The following is a 21,866-nucleotide window of genomic DNA, read 5'->3' as shown; positions in this document are numbered from 1 at the left end:
GTCAGATAGCTGAGCCTTCAGGAGGGTTGGCATAAATGGGTGATGTGAACGGCGTGGCCCCAAGACCTTCGGCGGCGATGGCCGTTCGCGTTGCGGGACGCATCTCTAGCTGTGTTAGGATGCGCTGAAGATAGGGCGTATCGGCGAGTTGGTACCAGCTGCGGTCCGCGTTGGATGGGTAAAGCGCCATCCATCGCATCATGCAGCCGATATAATATGTCAGTACTGACGGCTGATCAGCGCTGAGCCATTCCGGTGCCTGCGCGGCGACCGCGTCCAGATTTTGCAGATGAGTGCGCAGCCTTGGGCGTATTCCGACCCGCAGGGTCTCGGCCTGTTCCGTGGCTATGTATTTCTCGGCATAAAACAGGATGCGCAGATCGGCATGGAGCGTGTTTGACGCGAAAAACAGCCATTTCAGAAAGGCGGCCCGGTCAGGGCTGGACGACGCGGGTGCAAGTTGCCCATGGCTGTCGGACAGCCACAGCAGAATGGCAGCCGTTTCGAATACCGGCCCATGAGGGGTTTCGAGAACCGGGATCAGCCCGTTCGGGTTCAACGCTCGGTAGGCTGCGCTGTCTTGCGCGTTCTGACTACGATCAACCAGCACTGTCTCATAGGGCTGGCTCATTTCGTCCAGCACCAGCCGGATCACCAGCGAGGCGTTATCAGGGGCATAGTGCAGGCGATAGGGCGTCATCATACGGACTAGATATACAGCAACCGAAACCTGAAAAGCCTTGTTTGCGACGTTTCCGATAGGAAACGCGCAATTGAGCGACATCTTTCGCATCCGGGCGACGTGAATTGGGTCTCGAAGTTGGGTGGAGCATTGCATATAAGTCTTGCAGACTATTTGGGGAAGACTGCCAATGACCGCGGATTTGTCGCCAATCGACACAGCCAAATACGTTGCGGCGTACCGCGCGGCCGACATGGTCGAAGGCGGAATGCGGGTGGGGCTGGGCACCGGCTCGACCGCCGCCTGGCTTGTTCGCCGTCTGGGCGAGCGTGTCCAGCAAGAAGGCCTGCGCATCAAGGGCGTACCAACCTCAACCCGAACCGCGCAACTGGCGCGTGAAGTCGGGATCGAGGTCGTGTCGCTGGATCAGGCCGGATGGTTGGACCTGACGATTGACGGCGCGGATGAGTTCGACGGTGATCTGAACCTGATCAAAGGCGGTGGCGGCGCGCATCTACAGGAAAAAATCGTGGCAACTGCCAGCGACCAGATGGTGGTGATCGCTGATGCCGGGAAAGAGGTCGAAACGCTCGGCGCATTCCCGCTGCCGGTCGAGGTGATCCCATTTGGCTGGCAGACCACTCGAACGCTGATCGAAGAAGTTCTGGATACGATGGATGTGCTTGGCACCAATTCAGCCCTTCGCATGAATGGTGAGGCCCCATTTGTGACCGATGAGGGTAACCATATCCTCGACCTGCATCTGCAGCGGATCGGCAATGCCCGGCAGATGGCGCTGGTTTTGAACCAGGTGCCGGGTGTCGTCGAGAACGGGCTGTTCATAGATATCTGCGACAAGGTCGTTGTGGGCTACGGCGACGGTCGGGTCGAGCTGCGCGATATCAATGCCGGAACCGTTGAATTGGACCAGTTCCTTGATGGCGCCAAGGACAACCTGTTTTCGGATTTTTCGGACTGAGTGGAAGGCGCCATCCCAAGGACGTGTTGGAATATACTGGAAATTTACGCCTTTGGGGGTTGGCAGGGCGGTTTTCGCGCCCAGATATCCAAAGAATTTTGCAAGCTGAATGAAGGAACCCAGCATGAGCTTTGACTATGATCTCTTCGTAATCGGCGGAGGCTCGGGTGGGGTCCGCGCGGCGCGCGTAGCGGCGGGTGAAAACGGTGCCAAAGTGGCTCTGGCGGAAGAGGATCGATACGGCGGCACATGCGTTATCCGCGGCTGCGTTCCAAAGAAACTTATGGTCTTCGCCAGCGAATATTCGGGGATGGTCGGTGACGCGCAAGCCTATGGTTGGGACATTCAGCCCGGAGCGTTCAACTGGAACACCTTTCATGGCAAGCTGGTGACGGAACTTGATCGGCTGGAAGGTATCTACCGCAACATCCTGAAAAACAACGGTGTCGAAAGCTTTGATCAGCGTGCCCATATGGTCGATCCGCATACGGTTGAACTGGCCGACGGTACGCGCAAAACCGCAAAGCATATCCTGATTGCGACGGGTGGCCGTCCGGTTGTGCCGGACTTCCCCGGTTCGGATCTGGCGATCACCTCGAATGAAATCTTCCACCTTGAGAAACTGCCCGAAAGCATCCTGATCGTCGGTGGTGGCTATATCGCCAGTGAATTCGCCGGGATCATGAACGGGCTGGGCGTCAAGACCACTCAGTTCTACCGCGGGGCGCAGATCCTGCGTGGCTTTGATGAAGAAGCGCGGGGCCTGATCTGTGAAGAGATGCGCCAGAACGGCATCGACGTACGTCTGGGCACCAATGTGCTTGAGATGACGAAAGAGGGTGACAAGATCCGCGTGAAAGCCACAGACGGGACCGAGGATCATTTCGACGTGGTCATGTATGCCACCGGGCGCACTCCGAATGCGGATAACTTGGGGCTTGAGGACGTGGGCGTCTCGCGTGGCCGCAAGGGTGAGATCGTTGTGGATGAGTACAGTCAGACTGGCGTGCCCTCGATCTACGCGATTGGTGATGTGACCGACCGCGTGAACCTGACCCCGGTTGCGATCCGCGAAGGCATGGCCTTTGTTGAGACCGTCTTCAAAGGCAACCCGACGCCAGTGGATCATGAACTGATCCCGACCGCGATTTTCACCCAGCCCGAATTCGGCACCGTGGGCCTCAGCGAGGAAGAGGCAGCAGCGCAGGAACCGATTGAAGTCTATGCGACTTCGTTCAAGCCGATGCAGAAATCCTTTGCCGGTGGCACTCAGCGGGTTCTGATGAAGCTGATCGTGTCTCAAGCGACGCGCAAGGTGTTGGGTTGCCACATCGTGGCACCTGGCGCGGGTGAGATGATCCAGTTGGCGGGCATTGCCGTCAAAATGGGCGCGACCAAGGAAGATTTCGACCGCACGGTTGCAGTTCACCCGGTCATGGCCGAAGAACTGGTGACAATGCGTCAACCTGTACGCACGGCTTGATTTGCAACTGCGCGCAACCAAGTTACAAGGAACACCGTGATCACGCGGTCAAACATAAGGGAATAGACACATATGGCGGGCAACAGCGGTGGCCCCTGGGGGGGCGGAGGCTCCTCTGGTGGTGGAGGAAATCGGGGTAACAACGGTGACGGGCGTAAGCCTCCCGAAGGGGAGAGCCCGCAGATCCCCGAGATCGATGAGCTGATGAAAAAAGGGCAAGAGCAGCTGCGTGTCCTCATGGGCGGTCGCGGCGGCGGTGGCCGTGGCAGCAACGGTTCAGGCGGTGGCGGCGGTGGTCCGATCTTTACCAAAGGCACCGTGGCGATTGGCGCATTGGTTGCGATCGGCCTCTGGGCTGCGGCCAGCTTTTACACCGTTAAGCCCGAAGAACAGTCGGTTGAACTGTTCCTTGGCGAATTCTCGGCTGTTGGAAATCCCGGTCTGAACTTTGCGCCTTGGCCCTTTGTGACCGCCGAGGTCATCCCTGTTACACGGGAACAGAACGAAGACATGGGCGGCGCTCGTGGAAGCGACGATGGTCTGATGCTGACCGGTGACGAAAACGTGGTCGATATCGACTATCAGGTCGTTTGGAACATCAACGACCCCGCCAAGTTCCTCTTTAACCTGCGCGACCCGCGTCAAACGATTCAGGCGGTGTCGGAATCGGCGATGCGTGAGATTATCGCGCAAAGCGAACTTGCTCCGATCCTGAACAGAGACCGCGGCATTATCGCAGAACGTCTGCAAGAACTGATTCAGGCGACAATGGACAGCTACGATTCGGGTGTGAACATAGTCCGCGTGAACTTCGACAAGGCTGACCCGCCGCAGGACGTGATTGCCGCGTTCCGTGACGTTCAGGCCGCTGCGCAGGAACGGGATCGTCTGCAGAACGTCGCGGATGCCTATGCGAACCGTGTTCTCGCGGAAGCGCGCGGTGAAGCTGCTCAGGTTCTGGAAGAGGCCGAAGCCTATCGCGCCCAGCAGATCAACAGTGCACAGGGTGAGGCCAGCCGCTTCAGCGCGGTTCTGGAGGAATACTCCAAAGCACCAGATGTGACCCGCAAGCGTTTGTACCTGGAGCGTATGGAGCAGGTTCTGGGTGACGTGGACAAGATCATCCTTGACGAAAACACCGGCGGCTCGGGGCAGGGCGTTGTGCCGTACCTGCCGTTGAATGAACTGCGTCGTACCCCTGCAGCGGAGAGCAACTGATGCGTAAAACGACATTTATCCTACCGGTCGTCTTCCTCGCGATTGTCGGTGTTCTGTCCTCGATCTTTATCGTGGATGAGCGTGAACGCGCTCTGGTTCTGCAGTTTGGTCGCGTTGTTGCGGTCAAGGAAGAGCCCGGATTGGCGTTTAAAATTCCTCTGATTCAAGAGGTTGTGCGCTATGATGACCGCATCCTGTCGATCGACGTGCAGCCGCTTGAGGTGACACCCCTTGATGACCGCCGTCTGGTGGTCGATGCCTTCGCGCGTTACCGGATTTCGGATCTAGAGCAGTTCCGTCAGGCCGTTGGTGTTGGCGGTATTCCGGTGGCCGAGGACCGTCTGGACCGTATCCTTCGTGCGGAAACTCGGGAAGTTCTGGGTTCGGTCTCCTCGCGGGATATCCTCAGTTCTGACCGTGCGGCCCTCATGCTGCGGATCCGCAATAGCGCAATTGCCGAAGCGCGGGCGCTGGGCGTCAATGTCATCGACGTGCGTCTGAAAGCAACCGATCTGCCGCAGGCGAACTTGGAGGCGACCTTTGACCGGATGAAGGCCGAACGGGAACGTGAAGCAACCGACGAACGCGCCCGTGGTAATGAAGCCGCGCAGCGTGTCCGCGCGCAGGCTGACCGGACCGTGGTTGAATTGGTGTCAGACGCTAACCGCGAGGCCGAGATCATCCGCGGTGAGGCAGACGCCGAACGCAACGCGATCTTTGCCGAGGCCTTTGGCAAAGACCCAGAGTTCTTTGAGTTCTACCGCTCGCTGTCAGCTTATGAGCGCGCGTTGCAGGGTGGGAACAGCTCAATGGTTCTCAGCCCGGATTCGGAGTTCTTCAATTACCTTAAATCGCCCACCGGACAGGCGACCCAATAATGGGTATGATCCTTCTGGCCTTTGGGCTGGTGCTGATTGTCGAGGGGCTGGCCTATGCGCTGGCCCCTTCGCTTATTGAACGTATGTTAGAAGCGATGCGCGCGCTGCCAGAACAAGCGCGGCGTTTGGCAGGGCTGCTCTGTGTTGTCAGCGGTCTTGTGCTGCTTTGGGGCGCCTATCAGCTGGGGTTTTGACCTGCTGACCTCACTTGCCGGTGATTTCCCCGCGATCCTCAGTTGCGAGCGTGATCAAACCGACTACATTGGGTGGAAAGATAGTCTGCCTTAGGGCGGTCTGTATGAAATTGACGACAAGGAGTTTCCAAGTGCAGGCACAAGCGCGCAGTATTTCCGTCCGGCGGGACGATGGTGTTGGTTTCATGCGACTGATGTGGCTGACCTTCGGAGCGATGGTTCTGATCGCAGCGCAAACGGTTGCGGCTTATGCACGAGGGGAAAGCCTTGCGCCGCTGGCCGAACAGATCAGTCCGGCGGTGGTCAATATCACAACGTCGACCCTGATCGAAGGTCAGACCGGGCCGCAGGGGATCGTGCCCGAGGGCTCTCCGTTCGAAGACTTCTTCCGCGAGTTTCAGGATCGCAACGGCGATAATGGCGACCGCCCGCGCCGCAGCAACGCGCTGGGGTCGGGGTTCGTGATCTCGGAAGACGGTTTTATCGTTACAAACAACCACGTCATCGCCGAGGCCGATGAGATCCTGATCGAGTTCTTCCCCGGCGATGGTCAACCCGTGAAGGAACTGCCTGCCAAGGTGATCGGCACGGATGAGAAAACCGATATCGCTCTGTTGAAAGTCGAGGCTTCAGGCCCTCTCCAATACGTTCAGTTCGGCGACAGCGACACGGCGCGTGTTGGTGACTGGGTGATTGCCATGGGCAACCCGCTTGGGCAGGGATTCTCGGTTTCCGCGGGGATCGTCTCGGCCCGCAATCGTGCGCTCAGCGGCTCCTATGACGACTACATCCAGACCGATGCGGCGATCAACCGGGGCAACTCGGGTGGTCCTCTGTTCAACATGGATGGTCAGGTCATTGGCGTGAACACTGCGATTCTGTCTCCCAACGGCGGCTCGATCGGTATCGGGTTTTCGATGGCCTCCAATGTCGTAACCAAGGTCGTCGACCAGCTGCGTGAGTTCGGCGAAACCCGCCGGGGTTGGTTGGGCGTGCGCATTCAGGATGTGACCGAAGACATGGCCGAGGCGATGGGTTTGGACAAACCCGGTGGCGCGCTGATCAGCGATGTACCGGAGGGTCCTGCGAAAGAGGCCGGTCTGAAAGCAGGGGATGTGATCCTCAGCTTTGACGGGGTCGAAGTCGAGGATACCCGCGGTCTGGTCCGTCAGGTCGGTGAGACGACCGTAGGCAAATCGGTTCGCGTGGTCGTACATCGCGACGGTGGCACTCAGACTATTCTGGTCACACTCGGGCGCCGTGAGGATGCGGAGCGTGCCGAGACGAGTGAGGAAGATACTCCGGACGCGCCAAGTGATGAAAACGCTGACATTCTCGGCCTGACCATTTCGCCGCTGACAGATACGCTGCGTGAAGATCTGGGGCTGGATGCCGAGGCGGACGGTCTGGTCGTGACCGAGGTTGATGAAGCCTCGGAAGCCTTTGCCAAGGGTCTGCGCGCGGGTGACCTGATCACCGAAGCTGGACAGCAGAAGGTCGAATCCATCAGCGACCTTGAGGCGCGTATTGAAGAAGCTACCGAAGCCGGGCGCAAATCGCTGCTGCTGTTGGTACGCCGCGGCGGCGACCCGCGCTTTGTCGCGTTGAGCCTTGTAAAATAAGCTCATCACATAACTACCGAAAAGGGCCGGGGGTTTCTCCGGCCTTTTTTCATGTCCTTTTAGGCCCGGCAGAAAGAAAATAAGCCATATGCCTTTTGGGCATATGGCTTAGGTACAGGGAGAGATCAGTGGACAGATATCGGGGATGATTACTGACCTCCTACGGTAACAGGTTTACCCTAGGGCACTGACCTCCGAGTCGTCTGTGAACAAGATCACAAAGGGTCAGATCAAGTCTGATTCAGCCAAAGCGCGCAAAGCTTCGATGTCGTGGATCAGCAATCCGCCCCGCGATGCCTCGACCACATTGTCCCGCTTCCAGATCGAAATGGTTTTCGAGACGGCCTCACGCGTTGCCCCGACGAATTCGGCCAATTCACTTTGCGACAGGGTAATACGTTCCGTGGGATCGTCCTGCAGAGACGACAGGTGCAGCAGTTTGCGCGCCAGTCGAATCGGCATCGGCAGAAAGACCTGCTCGTTCAACTGCGAGCTCATCGACCGCATGCGCAATCCGGCCAGACGGACCATATCAACGGCAAGATCGGGATGTTGACGGATTTGCTCCATCACGTCCCGGCGACGCACCCGCAAAACCCGAGAAGGTTCGGCGGCCGCTACAGTGGCCGTGCGAGGGCCGCTGTCGAAAAGGGCAATCTCACCGAAGACTTCGCCCGGACGCATGAGCGTCAGCGCTAGCTTCCGGCCGCTCATGGCCAGGAAGGACACTTCGAGCGTCCCTTCGACAATGGCATAAAGCGCATCGCCTTCATCGTCCTGATCGAACAGGGTTTCGTTTTTATCCAAAGAGATTTCCGTCGCCAGCGCCGAGAGCATCTCGCGCAGGCCTTCGGATGCATCGGACAGGAAGCCGCTATTTGGGAATACCGCCATTCGGGTACTAATCTCCGGAGTAGGATGGTGAGTGGTTACTCAATTATTCACAGCAAGGTCAACAAGCCAAGTGGTTTCCTCGGATGAGTGTCAAACTGATACCAAGGGGGCTTTGGGTCGACTACTGGCGATCGGGGTCTTCCAGATAGCTCTGCAGGCGGTGGAACTGGTACATCAGGAAGGCCATTAGCGCGATGGGAAAGGCGAAGGTTTCGATCTTGACCCACAGATCGGTGGACATGGTGCGCCAGACGATCTCATTGGCGATGGCCAGAACGGCAAAGCAAGCACAGAGGCGACGTGTCAGGATCATCCAACCTTCGTGCTTCATCGGCAGCATCTCGTCCAGAACGTAGGCGAGATAGGACTTGCCCTGCAGCAAGCCGATCCCGAGGATGACTGAAAAGAACCCGTAGACCAGCGTGGTTTTCATTTTGAAGAACCGCTCATCATTGAACCAGGCGGTCAGGCCTCCGAAAAAGATCACCATGAAAGCGGTAAATATCTGCATCCGGCTGAGCTTGCCTGTCAGGAACCACAAGATGCCCATTGCCGCCAGCATCAGCGGGACAAAGAGGATAGTAGCGATGATGAAGCCTGAATACTCGACACCGCCGATCAGAAAACTGTCATCACGCAGTCGCAGGTAGATGAAGAAGAAGGCCAGCGGGGGGCCCAGCTCCAGCACCTGTTTCAGAAACGGGTTGATCTCTTTTTTGCCTGTCATCGTGTTGTCCTGCTGTTTATCCGCCCATTTCAACGATTACAGCGCCCAATGCAATCAGTGCCATCAGGGCGATGCGCCTTGGGCCAACGGTTTCTTTCAAAACGAGCCAGCCGATCAAGGCTGCAAATACAGTTGATGTTTCGCGCAGTACAGCCGCTTCTCCGACTTTGTCCAATCGGGTGGCCAGCATGATGGCTCCGAATGACAGCGGCGCGATCAAGCCGCCTGCGAGCCCGCGCAGCATCAGCGGACCTGGGGAAGGGCGGTTGATCATGGCACGCCATCTGAGGAACGCGTAGATCGGCATCGCGAAGCCGTCGATCATGAAGAACCAGGCCAGAAAGGTGAACGGATCGGCGGTGGCGCGGATGCCATAGGCGTCATAAGTCGTGTAGAGCGCCACGAAGAGGCCGGTGGCAATCGCCAGGGTGAGCGCGATACCCAGAGTCTCACGATTGGTTTCCAGAAACCGGAAGTTATAGGCAGCCAGCCCGAAGATACCGGCCAGAAGGACGGCCACACCGAACCATTGCGTGCCTGTGAAGGTTTCTCCGAACAGAAGGTAGGCTCCGATCACAGTGAAAAGTGGGCCGGTACCGCGAACGACCGGGTAAACCACCGTGTAGGAGCCTTTGGTATAGGCCAAGGCCTGAAGGATCTTGTAGGTGATGTGGATCAGCCAGACGATGCCGAAAATGGGCCACATATAGGGTTCGGGCCATGGCACGACGAATAGGGCAAAGGGGATGGCCATCAGGCAATAGCAGGCGTCGATGGCCCCACGAGACAGCCACGGATCGTGGCGGCCCTTTTGCAGTGCTCCGAAGACCGCGTGCAGAAAAGCTGCCATCAACGCCAGGCCAAGGGCGAGATTGTGGCCCGCTTCGGTGCCTTCGAGTGAGATCAGCCAGTCGCTCAATTGTCAGAACTTGTCCAGTGTGGCGAGGCTGGGGGCTGTCTGCCCCCAGACCCCCGAGGATACTTTTAGCCAGATGAAGAGGCGGATCAGTTTTGGTCGAGACCTGTTAGCGCGGCTGCGAATTCTTCGGGGTCGAACGGGGCGAGGTCGTCTATTTGCTCTCCGACGCCGATGGCGTGGATGGGCAGGCCGAACTTGTCGGCCAGCGCGACCAGCACGCCGCCTTTTGCTGTGCCGTCCAGTTTGGTCATCACAAGGCCCGACACATCGGCGAGTTTGCGGAAGGTTTCCACCTGGCTGAGGGCGTTCTGGCCCGTGGTCGCATCCAGCACAAGCAGCGTGTTGTGCGGCGCGGTTTCATCGACCTTGCGGATCACGCGGACGATCTTGGCCAGTTCCTCCATCAGGTCGGCGCGGTTTTGCAGGCGGCCTGCAGTGTCGATCATCAGAAGGTCGGCACCGTCCTGTTGCGCTTTGGTCAGGGCGTCAAAGGCAAGGCTGGCAGGGTCCGAGCCTTCGGGCGCGGTCAGAACCGGGACACCAGCGCGGTCACCCCAAACCTGCAACTGCTCTACAGCGGCGGCGCGAAATGTGTCTCCGGCGGCGATCACGACCTTTTTGCCAGCGGATTTGAACTGGCTGGCCAGTTTGCCGATGGTTGTGGTCTTGCCCGAGCCGTTGACGCCAACCACCAGAACCACTTGCGGGCGTTTGGGGTAGATTGGCAGGGGGCGGGCGACCGGTTCCATCACGCGGGCCACTTCCTGCGCCAACAGTTGCTTGATTTCGCGGGACGAGAGTTTGCGGCCAAAACGCCCCTCGGCCATGTTCGAGGTAACGCGTAGGGCGGTGTCGACGCCCATATCCGAGGCGATAAGCAGCTCCTCGAGCTGTTCAAGCATATCGTCATCCAGGGTCCGGCGAATTTCGGCTTTGGTCTCCGAGCGGCTGAACAGGCGACCCAGCAATCCGCTGGATGCGGTCTGATCGTCTTGCGCCGTCTCGGGTTGCGGAGCCGCTTCCTGCGGTTGCGGGGCGGGTTCGGGCGTCTGCGCCACCGGCTCTGGTGCGGTGGTTTCTTCGCCTCCGTCTTCGACAATGGCGTCCAGCCCTTCCTCAAGACGGGATGAGGATTTGAACAGCTTGTCCTTCAGCTTTGAAAAAAACGCCATTTTCGGTCTCCGCAGGTGTTCCCCTCCACCTAATGTGGATTTGCCGGAGTTGCAAAGGGTCAGGTGAAAGCGATCAGTAGTCCAGCCTGCGCAGCCCAATAAAGCGGCCAGACCATATAGGGGGTTTGCTTCAGGGCTGGATGTCCTTGGGGCAGCAGAAACTTCTCGGTCGCCAGCACAAGGTCCGAGGCTATGAAGGCCAGTGCCGCGGGTAAGGCCCAACGCAGCATTCCGGTCTCAGGCAAAGACAGAACTGCGACGCCCATGCCAAGGATGATCGGGATGTAAATCAGAACAGGGAGTTTTAGTTCTCCAGCGCGCGGGGATAGCAAAGTGGCGGCAACGATCCCCAGAATGAGGAGCGACCAGAAATATCCCGGCCGTTCCAGTGTGAGGTCAATATTGCTGCTGGGGTGCGTTAGGAACAGCGCGATATATGCGATATGGCCCGCAGCAAACGCGCCGATACCCGTCATGAAGGTAGTGTCGGACTCTCGAGACAACAGAGCATCCCCAACCGCGCAGAGGCCCAATGCGACAACCAACAAGGATGCGCCACCGCTGAGGAGGGCGACGAGCGCCAGCACAGCAACCGACGCGGTTTTCAGAACGGTGCGGAGCAAACTTGCCGGGCGTGGGGACAGCGGCCAATAGGCCAAAGCGCAAGCGGCGGCGAGCCAGAATAGCAGGTGTGTCACGTCGGTCCCCTTTGTCTTGTTAGGGACCAATGTTCTTTGCGGAGGCACGCGGCACAATAATAACGTGGGGGCAGGCGAATACCGGCGTGGTGATTGGCCATGCCCGCCCGCATCTGACACTATGGCCTCATGTTGAGGCATCTTGTGATTCTATTGGCGTTTTCGGCGCAGACAGCGGGCGCGCAAACGGCGCTGTCCGGGGCCGAGTTCGATGAGTACACGCAGGGCAAAACCCTGTTTTATGGTTTTGAAGGGCAGGTTTATGGCGTTGAGCGATACTTGCCCAACCGCCGCGTGATCTGGTCGTTTTTGGACGGACAGTGCAAAGAAGGCGTCTGGTATCAGCGCGAGGATCAGATTTGTTTCGTCTACGAAGACCGGCTGGACCCGCAATGCTGGGTATTCACGCGCTCGGGCGGTGGGCTGATCGCGCAGTTCGAAGGTGATCCGCAAGCGACTGAACTCTACGAGGCGGAAGACCTCGGGGAAGAGATGGTATGTCTGGGGCCTGAAGTCGGGGTTTAAACGCTAGAACAGCGATCCCTGATCCGGTGCGTCGGTTTTGGATTTTTTCGCGGCAGGGCGGCCAGCGGAACCGGTCGCCAGGCGACCGTCCGAGAATTCGATCTCAAGCGCCGCGTGTTTGCCAGCCTGAGCCTTGGTGGTCACGACGTCGCCCTCGGCGCGCACAACCGCATAGCCCCGCGCCAGCGTTGCCTTGTAGCTGAGCGTTTCGCGTAGGCGGTCGGTTGCTGTCAGTTGTTGGCGCAGGCGCTCCAGTCGGACGGTTTGGGCCGCGTCCAGCCGCTTAGCCAGTCGGGCGGTGGCCTGGCGTTGCTGTTCAATTTCGCGCTGGATCGGGCGGAGGGACAGACGCGAAGACAGGTTGCGCAGGTGTTCCTGACGGGAGGAGACGACGCCTCGCAAAGTCGACGGGCGCAGATGCGCCGACATCTCGACCAGTTGCAGGCGGCGATTTTGCACCCCGCGATCTAATGCGGGTGTCAGGCGTTCTGCAATCAGATCAAGGCGCTGCCGTGGAGAGTTCAACAAGCTATCCGGGCGCGGAAGCGCACGAGACACGTCACGCAGACGCTGCGCACGGCGCTGAACCGCATCACTCGCAGCCCGCGAAAGGCGCGCGCCTTGTTCGTTGGCCCAGGCCATCAATTCCATCCGCACGGGGACGGCCAATTCGGCTGCGGCTGTTGGCGTAGGTGCGCGGCGGTCGGAGACAAAGTCGATCAGCGTCGTGTCCGTCTCGTGCCCGACGGCTGAGACCAGCGGGATCTCTGAGGCCGCAGCCGCGCGGGCCACATTTTCTTCGTTAAACCCCCATAGGTCTTCGATTGAGCCGCCACCGCGTGCAACGATGATCAGATCGGGGCGCGGCAGTGCCCCACCGGGCGTAAGCGCGTTGAAGCCTTCGATGGCACGGGTTACCTCGGGCGCGCAGTTTGCACCCTGCACGGCGACAGGCCAGATCAGAACCTTGCGGGGAAACCGGTCGCGCAGGCGATGCAGGATATCGCGGATCACCGCCCCGGACGGAGAGGTCACGACACCGATGATCTGGGGCAGGTAGGGCAGTGGTTTCTTACGCTCAGGCGCGAACAGCCCTTCGGTCTCCAGCTGCTTCTTACGCTTTTCCAACAGCGCCATCAGCGCGCCTTGGCCAGCGACGGCGACCTCATCAACATTCATGTTGTATTTGGATTGCGCGCCGAATGCTGTGAGGCGACCGGTGACGACGACCTCCAACCCTTCTTCGGGAACAACGGACAGGCCGGAAATCTGACCCTTCCACGTGGTGCAGGCCAGAACGTTCCGATCGTCCTTGATGTCATAATACAGATGGCCCGAGCGCGCCTTGAACACACGGCCGACCTCGCCGCGTACACGGATTCGCCCGAACGAGCCCTCGAGCGTGCGCTTCACCTCGCCAGAAATCTCGGAAACCGAGTATTCAGGGGTGTTTTGGCCGGGAATTGGGTCGTCAAGCAGGTCGGACATTTCAGCGCCTTGTGTCAAATGCCGTGCCAGCTTAGAACGCCGCGCAGGCGAGGCCAAGCAGATCGGAGACGACCCAATGAACATTCTTATTCTCGGCAGCGGTGGGCGTGAGCACAGCCTCGCTTGGGCGGTGATGCAGAACCCCAAATGCGACCGTCTGATCGTTGCGCCGGGCAATGCCGGGATCGCTCAGATCGCCGAATGCGCGTCGCTGGATATCGAGAATGGAGGTGCGGTTGTCAATTTCGCCGAGGCCAACGCGATTGACTTCGTGATCGTCGGCCCCGAGGCCCCTCTGGCCGCTGGCGTGGCCGACCGGTTGCGTGAAGCCGGTGTGCTGGTGTTTGGCCCCTCTGCCGAAGCGGCCCGGTTGGAAGCCTCGAAGAGTTTCACCAAAGAGGTTTGCGATGCCTCGGGCGCGCCGACAGCGGCCTATGCGCGGTTCACCGAAGCCGCGCCCGCTAAGGCCTACATCCAAGAGCAGGGCGCTCCGATCGTGGTCAAGGCTGATGGTCTGGCGGCGGGCAAGGGCGTGATTGTGGCGATGGACGAGCAGACCGCTCTGGACGCAATTGACGACATGTTTGGCGGGGCCTTCGGCGGGGCCGGTGCCGAAGTTGTTGTCGAAGAATTTATGGATGGCGAAGAGGCCTCGCTGTTCGTTCTCTGCGATGGAGAGAACATCCTGTCGATCGGCACCGCACAAGATCACAAGCGCGTGGGCGAGGGGGATACAGGTCTGAACACGGGCGGGATGGGGGCCTATTCCCCGGCTCCTGTTCTAAGCGCCGAGATTGAGGCGCAGGCGATGGATGAGATCATCCGCCCAACCATTGCCGAGATGAAGCGCCGGGGTGCGCCCTTCCAAGGGGTTCTCTACGCCGGTCTGATGATCAAGGATGGACAGCCGCGTTTGGTGGAATACAACGTCCGGTTTGGCGATCCCGAATGTCAGGTTTTGATGATGCGTCTTGGTGCGCAGGCAATGGACCTGATGCATGCCGCAGCCGAAGGGCGTTTGGACGAAACGCGCGTGAACTGGGCCGATGATCATGCGATGACCGTTGTTATGGCAGCCAACGGGTATCCGGGTGCTTATGAGAAAGGCTCGGTTATCAAAGGTTTGGACAACCTTCCTGAAGACAGCAGCAACATGGTGTTCCACGCGGGGACAAAGGCTGTTGAGGGGCAGATACAAGCGGTTGGCGGACGTGTTCTGAACGTCACCGCCCGCGGCGCAACGTTGCAAGAAGCGCGAGATCGGGCCTATGCCATGGTTGACGGGGTGGATTGGCCCGAGGGCTTTTTTCGGCGCGATATTGGGTGGCGGGCGCTTTGACTTTGACGTGGGTCAGGGGGCTTTGCCCCCTCGGCCTGCGGCCTCATCCCTAGTATATTTCTAGCCAGATGAAGGGCGGATCAGCACTCTAAGGCTTGGTTCAGGCTTTGACGGCCTGTGAAGGGGCCGAGGTCTGACGTGGTCCATCCACTGTTAAAGGTGACGCTGATGATGCGCGACCAGTCGGCGCTGGCTGTGATCAGTTCTGGCGTCTCGCCGCAGTCACGCAGGCCGCCAGAGATGTAGTCTTCACCAATGCGATGGTTGGTCAGACTGGGTAAAGAGGCGATCTCGGCCAACGCGCCATCTTTGTAGCGCCAGATGCGAAGGGTTTTGGCGAGGTGAGGGCGGTCGATATAAGCGATCTCGGTATAGCCATCGCCATCCAGATCGGCGGCGCCGATCGGGGCAAGCCAGCGAAAGCGGGTTCCGATATGCGGGGTGGCAGCGATCTTTGTGCCGCTTTCGTCGTAGATTGCAAGTTGTGCGCCAAATTGGGCGTGCGATTCGACCACGACAACTTCGGGCGTTCCGTCCGAGTCCATGTCCACCAGTCTAGGGGAAAGGTCTTCGAAAACCCGATCTTGGGGCAGGCGTATTGTTCGTAGCGTTTGCGCACTGTCTGAACCGCGAGTTTCGACCCGGAGCTCTAAGGCGCCGTATTCCACGTCGTCCCCCAATACGCCATGGGCGTAGCGTGTTGTGGGTTCGGTAAATCGGGCTTCGATGATTTCTTCTTGCGCCGCTGCAGAGCTTGCGCTCAGCAGCCATAGGCAAAACATCGGTGTCGCGCCGCGTGCCCGACGGCGCCAAGGGCAGACGGGGGGACGCGGCGCTTTGGAGGGCATCAGATTTGTTTTTCTGGCATTTGCACGACCAGACCGTCCAATGCGTCCGTGACCTTGATTTGACAGGTCAGGCGCGAGCGGGCGGGATCGGGCTCATAGGCAAAGTCCAGCATGTCCTCTTCCATGTCATCCTTGGCGGGGATTTTTTCGACCCAATCGGGGTGGATGTAGACGTGGCAGGTCGAGCAGGCGCAGGCGCCGCCGCAATCGGCCTCGATGCCGGGAATGTTGTTGTCTCGGGCACCTTCCATAACGGTCAGCCCATTGGCGACGTCGACTGTATGTTCAGTACCGCTATGCTCGACATAGGTGATCTTTGCCATGGCTTGCGTCTTCCTTTTGCGATGTTCGAATTCTTCCTTAATCAAGGCATTTAGGTCTTTCTAGCCTCATTTGCGACTCTGTGCGCCGCGTCTGGACTTTCTGCGTGATTGTTCTATTTTTGTTCTCATGCTTGTTGCCGCGACTTGTCCTGATGTTTCAAACCGAACCTGGCCCCGACCGCCGGCCTGTTTGCCTGCCAACCGGTTGGATCAGCCGCCCGAAGGCGCGCGGGTGGCGGTGGCGGGTTTGGTGATCCTGCGACAGCGGCCCGGAACCGCCAAAGGGGTGATCTTTTTGACGCTTGAGGATGAGACGGGGATCGTGAACATCGTGGTCTGGCGCAAGATTTACGAACAATTCCGCCGCGCGGTGATCTCGGGACGGTTGCTGAAGGTTACGGGCCGAATGCAGAAGGCCGACGCGGTGATCCATGTCATCGCGGAAGAGATCGAGGATATCTCGGGGATGCTGGATGTGCTGGTGCGGGGGGATGGGTTAGGGCAAATCTGTGCAAAGCCCTAACGGCAGACAGGTCCGCTGCCGCGACGCGCTGTATCAAAGTGGAAGTGCCCTTTGTGATACTGATCTGCCTCGGGACCAAGCACGGTGCCAAACAGGCCACAAGCGCCGCTGTGCAACTCGCGCATGACCTGGTTTGAAGCGTCGTCCTCCCAGCCGTCACGGACCGAAAGAATGGTGCCGTCCATTAAGATAAATGAGGAAATATCTATTGCGCGCCCTCTTGCATGCTCGGAAAGACGCGCGAAGGGCTGGTTGTTCTGCGTCTTGCACGCATAGTGGCCGACAAGGCGCATGCCCTTTAGGCCACCACCTTGACCCGCAAAAGCTGGTTTGGCTGTATTCTCAATCCAGGTCTTCAACGTAATAGCCGTTTCGCAATCCATCAGCGCCAGTTGACTGAGGTAAATGTCAGAAATCCTGTGAACCTGAACCGGGTTCGCGATGCCGCACCCTCTGAATTTCCCGGCTATAGGCGTGCGGACCTTGCCCAGAATTGTCCAATCGCCGCACACCGCGCCACGTTCACGCATAAGCGCGCGACCAAGTTCAAAATTTCTGAACTTACACGGTCTCAGGGCTGGCCTGCGGGAAACCACAACCCCTTTGTCATCTACCGCGCTGACGGTTATGGGCTGAAGAGCTATCTCATCCGTCAGCTCTACTGCAATAAGGTCGACTTGCTGAGATGGCGGACTTTCTGCGCAATCCGGTTCCGCACGCACTGCGTTTGCGCACAACATGAGTGTCGCTACCAGTAGCCGCATTCAACCCTCCAAATTCCAAGAGCTTACACTGAAAACGGGAACTAAACGAAGTCGAATCTTGCTTCTTCAGGACGACCGGGAAATCACGCCGCAGTCGGTGAAATTTGGGAGTCCGTTCTGGCGCTGTTCTTATCGCTTGAACAGCACCCCTTGCGATTGCTTATCCCGGTGATCCCCGCGCAGCTCTGCATACAAGGCGCGTCCGGCTTGCACGCCCGGGCGGGCGCTCACGGCCTCTAGCCAGCGGGCGAAGTGAGGCTTATCGTCCAGAACCTGCTGCTGACCCTCCCAAAGGCTCGCCCAGCCCCAAATCGACATATCGGCGATCGAGTATAAATCACCTGCGACATATTCATTCTCGGCCAGGCGACGATCCAGCACGCCGTAAAGCCGGGCGACCTCGGTCCGGTAGCGGTCTTTGGCGTAGGGCAGGTCCTGCGGAGGCTCCAGGTTAGGGGCATATTTCAGGAAGTGATGCGCCTGACCCGCCATCGGGCCAACGCCGCCCATCTGCCACATCAGCCACTCTTCTACCGCAACCCTGTCCCGTTCGGTTGCGCCATAAAACCGGCCGGTCTTGCGCGCCAGATACATCAGGATCGCGCCACTTTCGAAAACCGTGATTGGCGCACCATCAGGCCCGTCCGGATCGACGATGGCGGGCATGCGGTTATTGGGTGAGATCTTCAGGAACTCCGGATCGAACTGGTCGCCCTTACCGATGTTGATCAGATGCGTGTTGTAGGGCAGCTCCATCTCTTCCAGTGCGATAGAGGCTTTCCAACCGTTCGGGGTGGGCCAGAAATACAGGTCGATCATGATGTCTCCTAAAGCTAAGGGGATCATGAAGCTTTCTGAGCAAACGGCAAGAGGCCCTGTGGGCGGGGTAGGGCAAAAAACCGTGACCAGCGCCTGTGCGGTTTTTCGGGGATACCGCGTTTGAGCCTTTGCAGGCATAGGCGCTCGGGGTCGCGCAGCAAGGCGTTGTAGACGCGTAGCACGCCGGGGCGTGTGTAGCTGGACCAGTGGCAGATACGCCGCTCGGGCGCGGCGAGCTGGGAGATCAGCGCCGACAGGTGATCCACCGTGTCCGGGCAATCGATCTGCAATGTGACCGAGTTTGGTGCCGTCAGGCCCGCGCCAATGCTGACATCGCCACGACGGGGTGGCTGGATGAAGGTTTCATAAAGAAAGTCGAATAGATCGTTTTCGCGGCTGATGATGTTGATGAATTCAGCCGCGCGCCCGGCAGGTGTAGTCAGGGCCGCGACGGTGCGGGATTGATAGGCAGCCCCGGTGAGAGAAATGATCCGGCTGAGCGCGCCGGGTGGAATGTGATGTAGCGCCTCCAGCGCCACTTCGATACCCATGGAATGGCCGATGAAATGGATCGGACGCTTTGGGTTCAAAAGATGCACTTTACGAATGACGTCAGCCAGTACCTTGCCCGCTTCAACGGCACGACGTTGCGCTGACCAGAGCGGGCCCCGCGCGTCCCAACCAACGGCAATGGCAAGACCTTCGTCCTCAAACCCGCTGCCAAAGCCCAGATGCTGCGGCCAGCTGGGGCTGTACCAAGGCATCGCCTTGGGGTGCAGCGATAGAATATGCCGGTGTGGGCAAGCACCGGCATCGTCGGGCCGATACTTGTATCCGTGGGTCATGACAATGACTGGCCCGTCGGTTTGCTGGGCTTCTTGAACAGCCCCGATCAAGGGTCGGGAACTACCATGCAACTCAGCACGTCCGTTAACAGCGTTGATCCTGACTACTGGCATAGCTCTGCCTCATACAAGATGTTGTGGTGCCGCTTTGTCATGACGCTATGACGTTTCCGTGAATGAACGATTACAGAACCGTGACGTTGCAGGTGTCGGGCTTGACGAATTCGCAACTGCGGCGTAAGGGCAACAACACCACGTGGCGATTTGTTACCGGATTGCGGGCCACGCTAAACAACACCGCTAAAAGGTCAGGATGAAAGGCCCCTTTCGCTTGACCGCGTCTGGGGTTTTTTTGATGCGCCTCTGGGATCGAGGCCGAAAGGAATGACATGATCGAGAACTGGACCAAACGCACCCAAGCCGTCCATGGCGGCATCCGTCGCAGTCAGTACAACGAGGTGAGCGAAGCGATCTTCCTGACCCAGGGCTTCGTGTACGACACTGCCGAGCAGGCCGAGGCCCGGTTCTTGGAATGTGGCCCGGATGAGTTCATCTATGCCCGCTATGGCAACCCGACTGTGTCGATGTTCGAACAGCGCATCGCCGCGCTAGAAGGGGCCGAGGATGCCTTTGCCACCGCGTCTGGCATGGCGGCTGTCAATGGTGCGTTGACCTCGATGCTGAAGGCGGGCGACCATGTGGTCTCGGCCAAAGCGCTGTTCGGGTCGTGCCTATTCATCCTGGAAAACATCCTGACCAGCTACGGCGTTGAAGTGACGTTTGTCGATGGCACCGATCTTGACCAGTGGAAGGCGGCGATCCGCCCGGACACAAAGGCTGTTTTCTTCGAATCCATGTCAAACCCGACGCTCGAGGTGATCGACATTGCCGCCGTTGCAGAACTGGCCCATGCGGTTGGTGCACTGGTTCTGGTGGACAACGTGTTCTCGACCCCGGTGTTCTCGCGCGCGGTCGAACAGGGCGCGGATGTGGTGATCTATTCGGCGACCAAACATATCGACGGTCAGGGCCGGGCGCTGGGCGGTGTGATCCTTGGCACCAAGGAGTTCATCCGCGGCACGGTCGAGCCCTACATGAAACATACCGGCGGCGCGCTCAGCCCGTTCAGCGCGTGGATCATGCTGAAGGGTCTTGAAACGATGGCCCTGCGGGTCAACGCGCAGGCCGCAACAGCGCAGGCCGTGTCCGAGGCGCTGGAAGGCCACTCGGCGCTGGAGCGGACGCTGTATCCGGGTCTGAAAACCCATGCACAGAATGCTCTGGTACAGACGCAACTGGGGGGCAAGGGCGGAACCGTGCTGTCTTTGGACATCAAGGGCGGCAAGGACGCAGCATTTGCATTTCTGAATGCGCTGACGATCCCGGTGATCTCGAACAATCTGGGGGATGCGAAATCCATCGCGACCCATCCTGCAACCACAACCCATCAGCGTCTGAGTGATGAACAGAAAGATGAGCTTGGCATCACACCCGGTCTGATCCGCCTGTCCATTGGTCTTGAGGATGCAAACGATCTGTTGGCCGATATCCAGCATGCGTTGGAGGTTTCGCAGGGCTAGCAGGTGCCGTTATAGACAGAGAGGCGGTGCAACCTGCCTCTCTGATCCACCGAGGTTAGCGTAAACTGTGTCGCTGCCGCGCGCAGAATGCCGGATTTACACTGGGTTTTTTCGATCCATCCTGTTAATTGGCCCGTATCGGGTTAAACTGGATACTGAACTTCAGCCGTTTGAATTTCGACGGCCAACCGAGGAACCTCAGCCTATGAATGTTCACCCCCGTGACATCGACGACGCCCCAAACCGGGAACAGGCCGCTGAAGCGCTGAAATTGCTGCGGCAATGGGCCAAGACCGCGCCTGCGGCCGAGATCAGCCAGCTTGACCCGTCCTTGGCGCGGCTCGTGCCCGGCATGTCGGCGGTGAACTATCCGTCCCTGTCACGTGAATACCCCGAAGGTTTTGTCGCGGATGAGGCGTATCGGGCAACATTGCCCGACCTGCAAAACGGCCCGTCCAGCCTGATCCGGGGGGCCAAGCAGCAGATCCAGCACGTGGGCATCTCGAACTTTCGCCTGCCGATCCGTTTTCATCGCAAGGATGGGGACGATCTGACGCTCGAGACTTCAGTCACTGGCACGGTGAGCCTCGAGGCCGAGAAGAAGGGCATCAACATGTCCCGTATCATGCGGTCCTTCTACAAACACGCCGAGCGGACCTTCAGCTTTGAGGTGATGGAAGCGGCGCTGAGCGACTATCTGACCGACCTCGACAGTTTCGATGCGCGTCTACAGATGCGCTTTTCCTATCCGGCCAAGGTGAAAAGCCTGCGCTCTGGGCTGGAGGGCTACCAGTATTACGACATCGCGCTGGAGCTGATCGAACAGAACGGTGTGCGCCAGAAGATCATGCATCTGGACTATGTCTATTCCTCGACCTGTCCTTGCTCGCTGGAACTGAGCGAGCACGCCCGGTCGCAGCGTGGACAGTTGGCGACGCCGCACTCGCAGCGCTCGGTCGCGCGGATTTCAGTGTTGGTGGATTGCGACGCTGATTGCCTGTGGTTCGAAGACCTGATCGAGCTGTGCCGCCGTGCAGTCCCGACGGAAACGCAGGTCATGGTCAAGCGCGAGGATGAACAGGCTTTTGCCGAGTTGAACGCGGCCAATCCGATCTTTGTCGAAGACGCTGCGCGCCTGTTCTGTGCCGAATTGCTGGCCGATCATCACGTGGGCGATTTCCGTGTGATCGCCAGCCATCAGGAGAGCCTGCACAGCCATGATGCGGTCTCGATCCTGACGGAAGGGCCTACATTTGCGGCCTCCAGCCTTGATCCGCGTCTGTTCACGACCTTATTCCACGTGGGCTAACCCTCCGGAGATGCGGAAAATTTAGCCGCGTCTTCTC

At 58.9% G+C, this 21,866-nt stretch carries 23 protein-coding genes and 1 riboswitch; of the genes, 11 read left to right on the top strand and 12 right to left on the bottom strand.

The annotated features are described in order from the left end of the window. Window position 1 precedes the first annotated feature (1 nt). Window positions 2–703 (bottom strand): glutathione S-transferase family protein, encoded by a 702-nt coding sequence (locus ACXAH8_RS09560; protein ID WP_475218093.1) that lies wholly within the window; start codon window positions 701–703, stop codon window positions 2–4. 169 nt (window positions 704–872) lie between these two features. On the opposite strand from ACXAH8_RS09560, the gene rpiA reads away from it, so the two are divergent. The 6 genes from rpiA to ACXAH8_RS09530 all read left to right on the top strand — a co-directional run bounded on the left by rpiA (window position 873) and on the right by ACXAH8_RS09530 (window position 7,056). Continuing rightward, window positions 873–1,661 carry a ribose-5-phosphate isomerase RpiA gene (gene rpiA / locus ACXAH8_RS09555; RefSeq protein WP_475217852.1) on the top strand — a complete coding sequence of 263 codons (789 nt, stop codon included), beginning with the start codon at window positions 873–875 and terminating at the stop codon, window positions 1,659–1,661. 124 nt (window positions 1,662–1,785) lie between these two features. Continuing rightward, on the top strand, window positions 1,786–3,144 hold the full coding sequence (gor, locus tag ACXAH8_RS09550) for a glutathione-disulfide reductase (protein WP_475218091.1): 1,359 nt from the start codon (window positions 1,786–1,788) through the stop codon (window positions 3,142–3,144). A 72-nt stretch (window positions 3,145–3,216) separates the two neighbouring features. Continuing rightward, on the top strand, window positions 3,217–4,362 hold the full coding sequence (gene hflK / locus ACXAH8_RS09545; protein WP_170470140.1) for an FtsH protease activity modulator HflK: 1,146 nt from the start codon (window positions 3,217–3,219) through the stop codon (window positions 4,360–4,362). After that, window positions 4,362–5,240, top strand: coding sequence for a protease modulator HflC (gene hflC / locus ACXAH8_RS09540; RefSeq protein ID WP_170689879.1), 879 nt, complete (start codon window positions 4,362–4,364; stop codon window positions 5,238–5,240). Before hflK ends, hflC begins: the two co-directional genes overlap by 1 nt. Continuing rightward, window positions 5,240–5,434 carry a DUF2065 domain-containing protein gene (locus tag ACXAH8_RS09535; RefSeq protein WP_475217849.1) on the top strand — a complete coding sequence of 65 codons (195 nt, stop codon included), beginning with the start codon at window positions 5,240–5,242 and terminating at the stop codon, window positions 5,432–5,434. Before hflC ends, ACXAH8_RS09535 begins: the two co-directional genes overlap by 1 nt. Window positions 5,435–5,619: 185 nt before the next feature. After that, entirely contained in the window at window positions 5,620–7,056 is a 1,437-nt protein-coding gene (locus ACXAH8_RS09530; protein WP_475218089.1) for a Do family serine endopeptidase, read from the top strand. Between the two features lie 225 nt (window positions 7,057–7,281). On the opposite strand, the gene ACXAH8_RS09525 is transcribed toward ACXAH8_RS09530, so the two are convergent. The 5 genes from ACXAH8_RS09525 to ACXAH8_RS09505 all read right to left on the bottom strand — a co-directional run bounded on the left by ACXAH8_RS09525 (window position 7,282) and on the right by ACXAH8_RS09505 (window position 11,466). Then, window positions 7,282–7,950: a Crp/Fnr family transcriptional regulator gene (locus tag ACXAH8_RS09525; RefSeq protein ID WP_170376330.1), complete on the bottom strand. Its 669-nt coding sequence runs from the start codon at window positions 7,948–7,950 to the stop codon at window positions 7,282–7,284. A gap of 121 nt (window positions 7,951–8,071) precedes the next feature. After that, window positions 8,072–8,677 (bottom strand): inner membrane-spanning protein YciB, encoded by a 606-nt coding sequence (locus ACXAH8_RS09520; protein WP_170638981.1) that lies wholly within the window; start codon window positions 8,675–8,677, stop codon window positions 8,072–8,074. A gap of 16 nt (window positions 8,678–8,693) precedes the next feature. Next, window positions 8,694–9,596, bottom strand: coding sequence for a DMT family transporter (locus ACXAH8_RS09515; RefSeq protein WP_170689884.1), 903 nt, complete (start codon window positions 9,594–9,596; stop codon window positions 8,694–8,696). An 86-nt stretch (window positions 9,597–9,682) separates the two neighbouring features. Continuing rightward, window positions 9,683–10,768 (bottom strand): signal recognition particle-docking protein FtsY, encoded by a 1,086-nt coding sequence (gene ftsY / locus ACXAH8_RS09510; RefSeq protein ID WP_475217846.1) that lies wholly within the window; start codon window positions 10,766–10,768, stop codon window positions 9,683–9,685. 59 nt (window positions 10,769–10,827) lie between these two features. Further along, window positions 10,828–11,466 carry a lysoplasmalogenase family protein gene (locus ACXAH8_RS09505; protein ID WP_475217844.1) on the bottom strand — a complete coding sequence of 213 codons (639 nt, stop codon included), beginning with the start codon at window positions 11,464–11,466 and terminating at the stop codon, window positions 10,828–10,830. Window positions 11,467–11,595: 129 nt separating this feature from the next. On the opposite strand from ACXAH8_RS09505, the gene ACXAH8_RS09500 reads away from it, so the two are divergent. Next, window positions 11,596–11,991: a hypothetical protein gene (locus ACXAH8_RS09500; RefSeq protein ID WP_475217839.1), complete on the top strand. Its 396-nt coding sequence runs from the start codon at window positions 11,596–11,598 to the stop codon at window positions 11,989–11,991. 3 nt (window positions 11,992–11,994) lie between these two features. Here ACXAH8_RS09500 and xseA read toward each other — a convergent pair whose 3' ends face one another. Next, window positions 11,995–13,479, bottom strand: a complete 1,485-nt coding sequence (xseA, locus tag ACXAH8_RS09495; protein WP_475217838.1) for an exodeoxyribonuclease VII large subunit — start codon at window positions 13,477–13,479, stop codon at window positions 11,995–11,997. 76 nt (window positions 13,480–13,555) lie between these two features. Between xseA and purD the strand changes: the two genes are divergently transcribed. Next, window positions 13,556–14,818, top strand: a complete 1,263-nt coding sequence (gene purD / locus ACXAH8_RS09490) for a phosphoribosylamine--glycine ligase (RefSeq protein WP_475217836.1) — start codon at window positions 13,556–13,558, stop codon at window positions 14,816–14,818. Window positions 14,819–14,898: 80 nt separating this feature from the next. Here purD and ACXAH8_RS09485 read toward each other — a convergent pair whose 3' ends face one another. Both ACXAH8_RS09485 and ACXAH8_RS09480 read right to left on the bottom strand, forming a co-directional pair. Then, the gene (locus ACXAH8_RS09485; protein ID WP_475217835.1) at window positions 14,899–15,666 is read right to left on the bottom strand and encodes an FG-GAP repeat domain-containing protein; all 768 of its coding nucleotides are present in this window, start codon (window positions 15,664–15,666) and stop codon (window positions 14,899–14,901) included. Then, entirely contained in the window at window positions 15,666–15,989 is a 324-nt protein-coding gene (locus ACXAH8_RS09480) for a 2Fe-2S iron-sulfur cluster-binding protein (protein WP_170376365.1), read from the bottom strand. Before ACXAH8_RS09480 ends, ACXAH8_RS09485 begins: the two co-directional genes overlap by 1 nt. Window positions 15,990–16,116: 127 nt before the next feature. Here ACXAH8_RS09480 and ACXAH8_RS09475 point away from each other — a divergent pair, with 127 nt between their 5' ends. Further along, entirely contained in the window at window positions 16,117–16,512 is a 396-nt protein-coding gene (locus ACXAH8_RS09475; RefSeq protein ID WP_475217833.1) for an OB-fold nucleic acid binding domain-containing protein, read from the top strand. Here ACXAH8_RS09475 and ACXAH8_RS09470 read toward each other — a convergent pair. From ACXAH8_RS09470 to ACXAH8_RS09460, 3 genes are all read right to left on the bottom strand, one after another. After that, complete coding sequence (locus ACXAH8_RS09470) at window positions 16,509–17,042, bottom strand: extensin-like domain-containing protein (RefSeq protein ID WP_475217831.1); 534 nt, start codon at window positions 17,040–17,042, stop codon at window positions 16,509–16,511. The two genes, ACXAH8_RS09475 and ACXAH8_RS09470, sit on opposite strands and share 4 nt — an antisense overlap. A gap of 363 nt (window positions 17,043–17,405) precedes the next feature. Further along, the gene (locus ACXAH8_RS09465) at window positions 17,406–18,095 is read right to left on the bottom strand and encodes a glutathione S-transferase N-terminal domain-containing protein (protein ID WP_475217829.1); all 690 of its coding nucleotides are present in this window, start codon (window positions 18,093–18,095) and stop codon (window positions 17,406–17,408) included. Window positions 18,096–18,118: 23 nt separating this feature from the next. Beyond that, window positions 18,119–19,054: a DUF726 domain-containing protein gene (locus tag ACXAH8_RS09460; protein ID WP_475217827.1), complete on the bottom strand. Its 936-nt coding sequence runs from the start codon at window positions 19,052–19,054 to the stop codon at window positions 18,119–18,121. 132 nt (window positions 19,055–19,186) lie between these two features. Further along, window positions 19,187–19,264, top strand: a riboswitch (SAM riboswitch). 65 nt (window positions 19,265–19,329) lie between these two features. On the opposite strand from ACXAH8_RS09460, the gene metZ reads away from it, so the two are divergent. Continuing rightward, on the top strand, window positions 19,330–20,520 hold the full coding sequence (metZ, locus tag ACXAH8_RS09455) for an O-succinylhomoserine sulfhydrylase (RefSeq protein ID WP_475217825.1): 1,191 nt from the start codon (window positions 19,330–19,332) through the stop codon (window positions 20,518–20,520). Between the two features lie 205 nt (window positions 20,521–20,725). After that, entirely contained in the window at window positions 20,726–21,829 is a 1,104-nt protein-coding gene (gene folE2 / locus ACXAH8_RS09450) for a GTP cyclohydrolase FolE2 (protein ID WP_425083340.1), read from the top strand. Window positions 21,830–21,866 lie beyond the last annotated feature (37 nt).

It is taken from the genome of Ruegeria sp. ABV3_008 (genome assembly GCF_056161185.1).
Note: the sequence above shows the minus strand (reverse complement) of the source record. Positions and strands in the feature narration are given on the sequence as shown.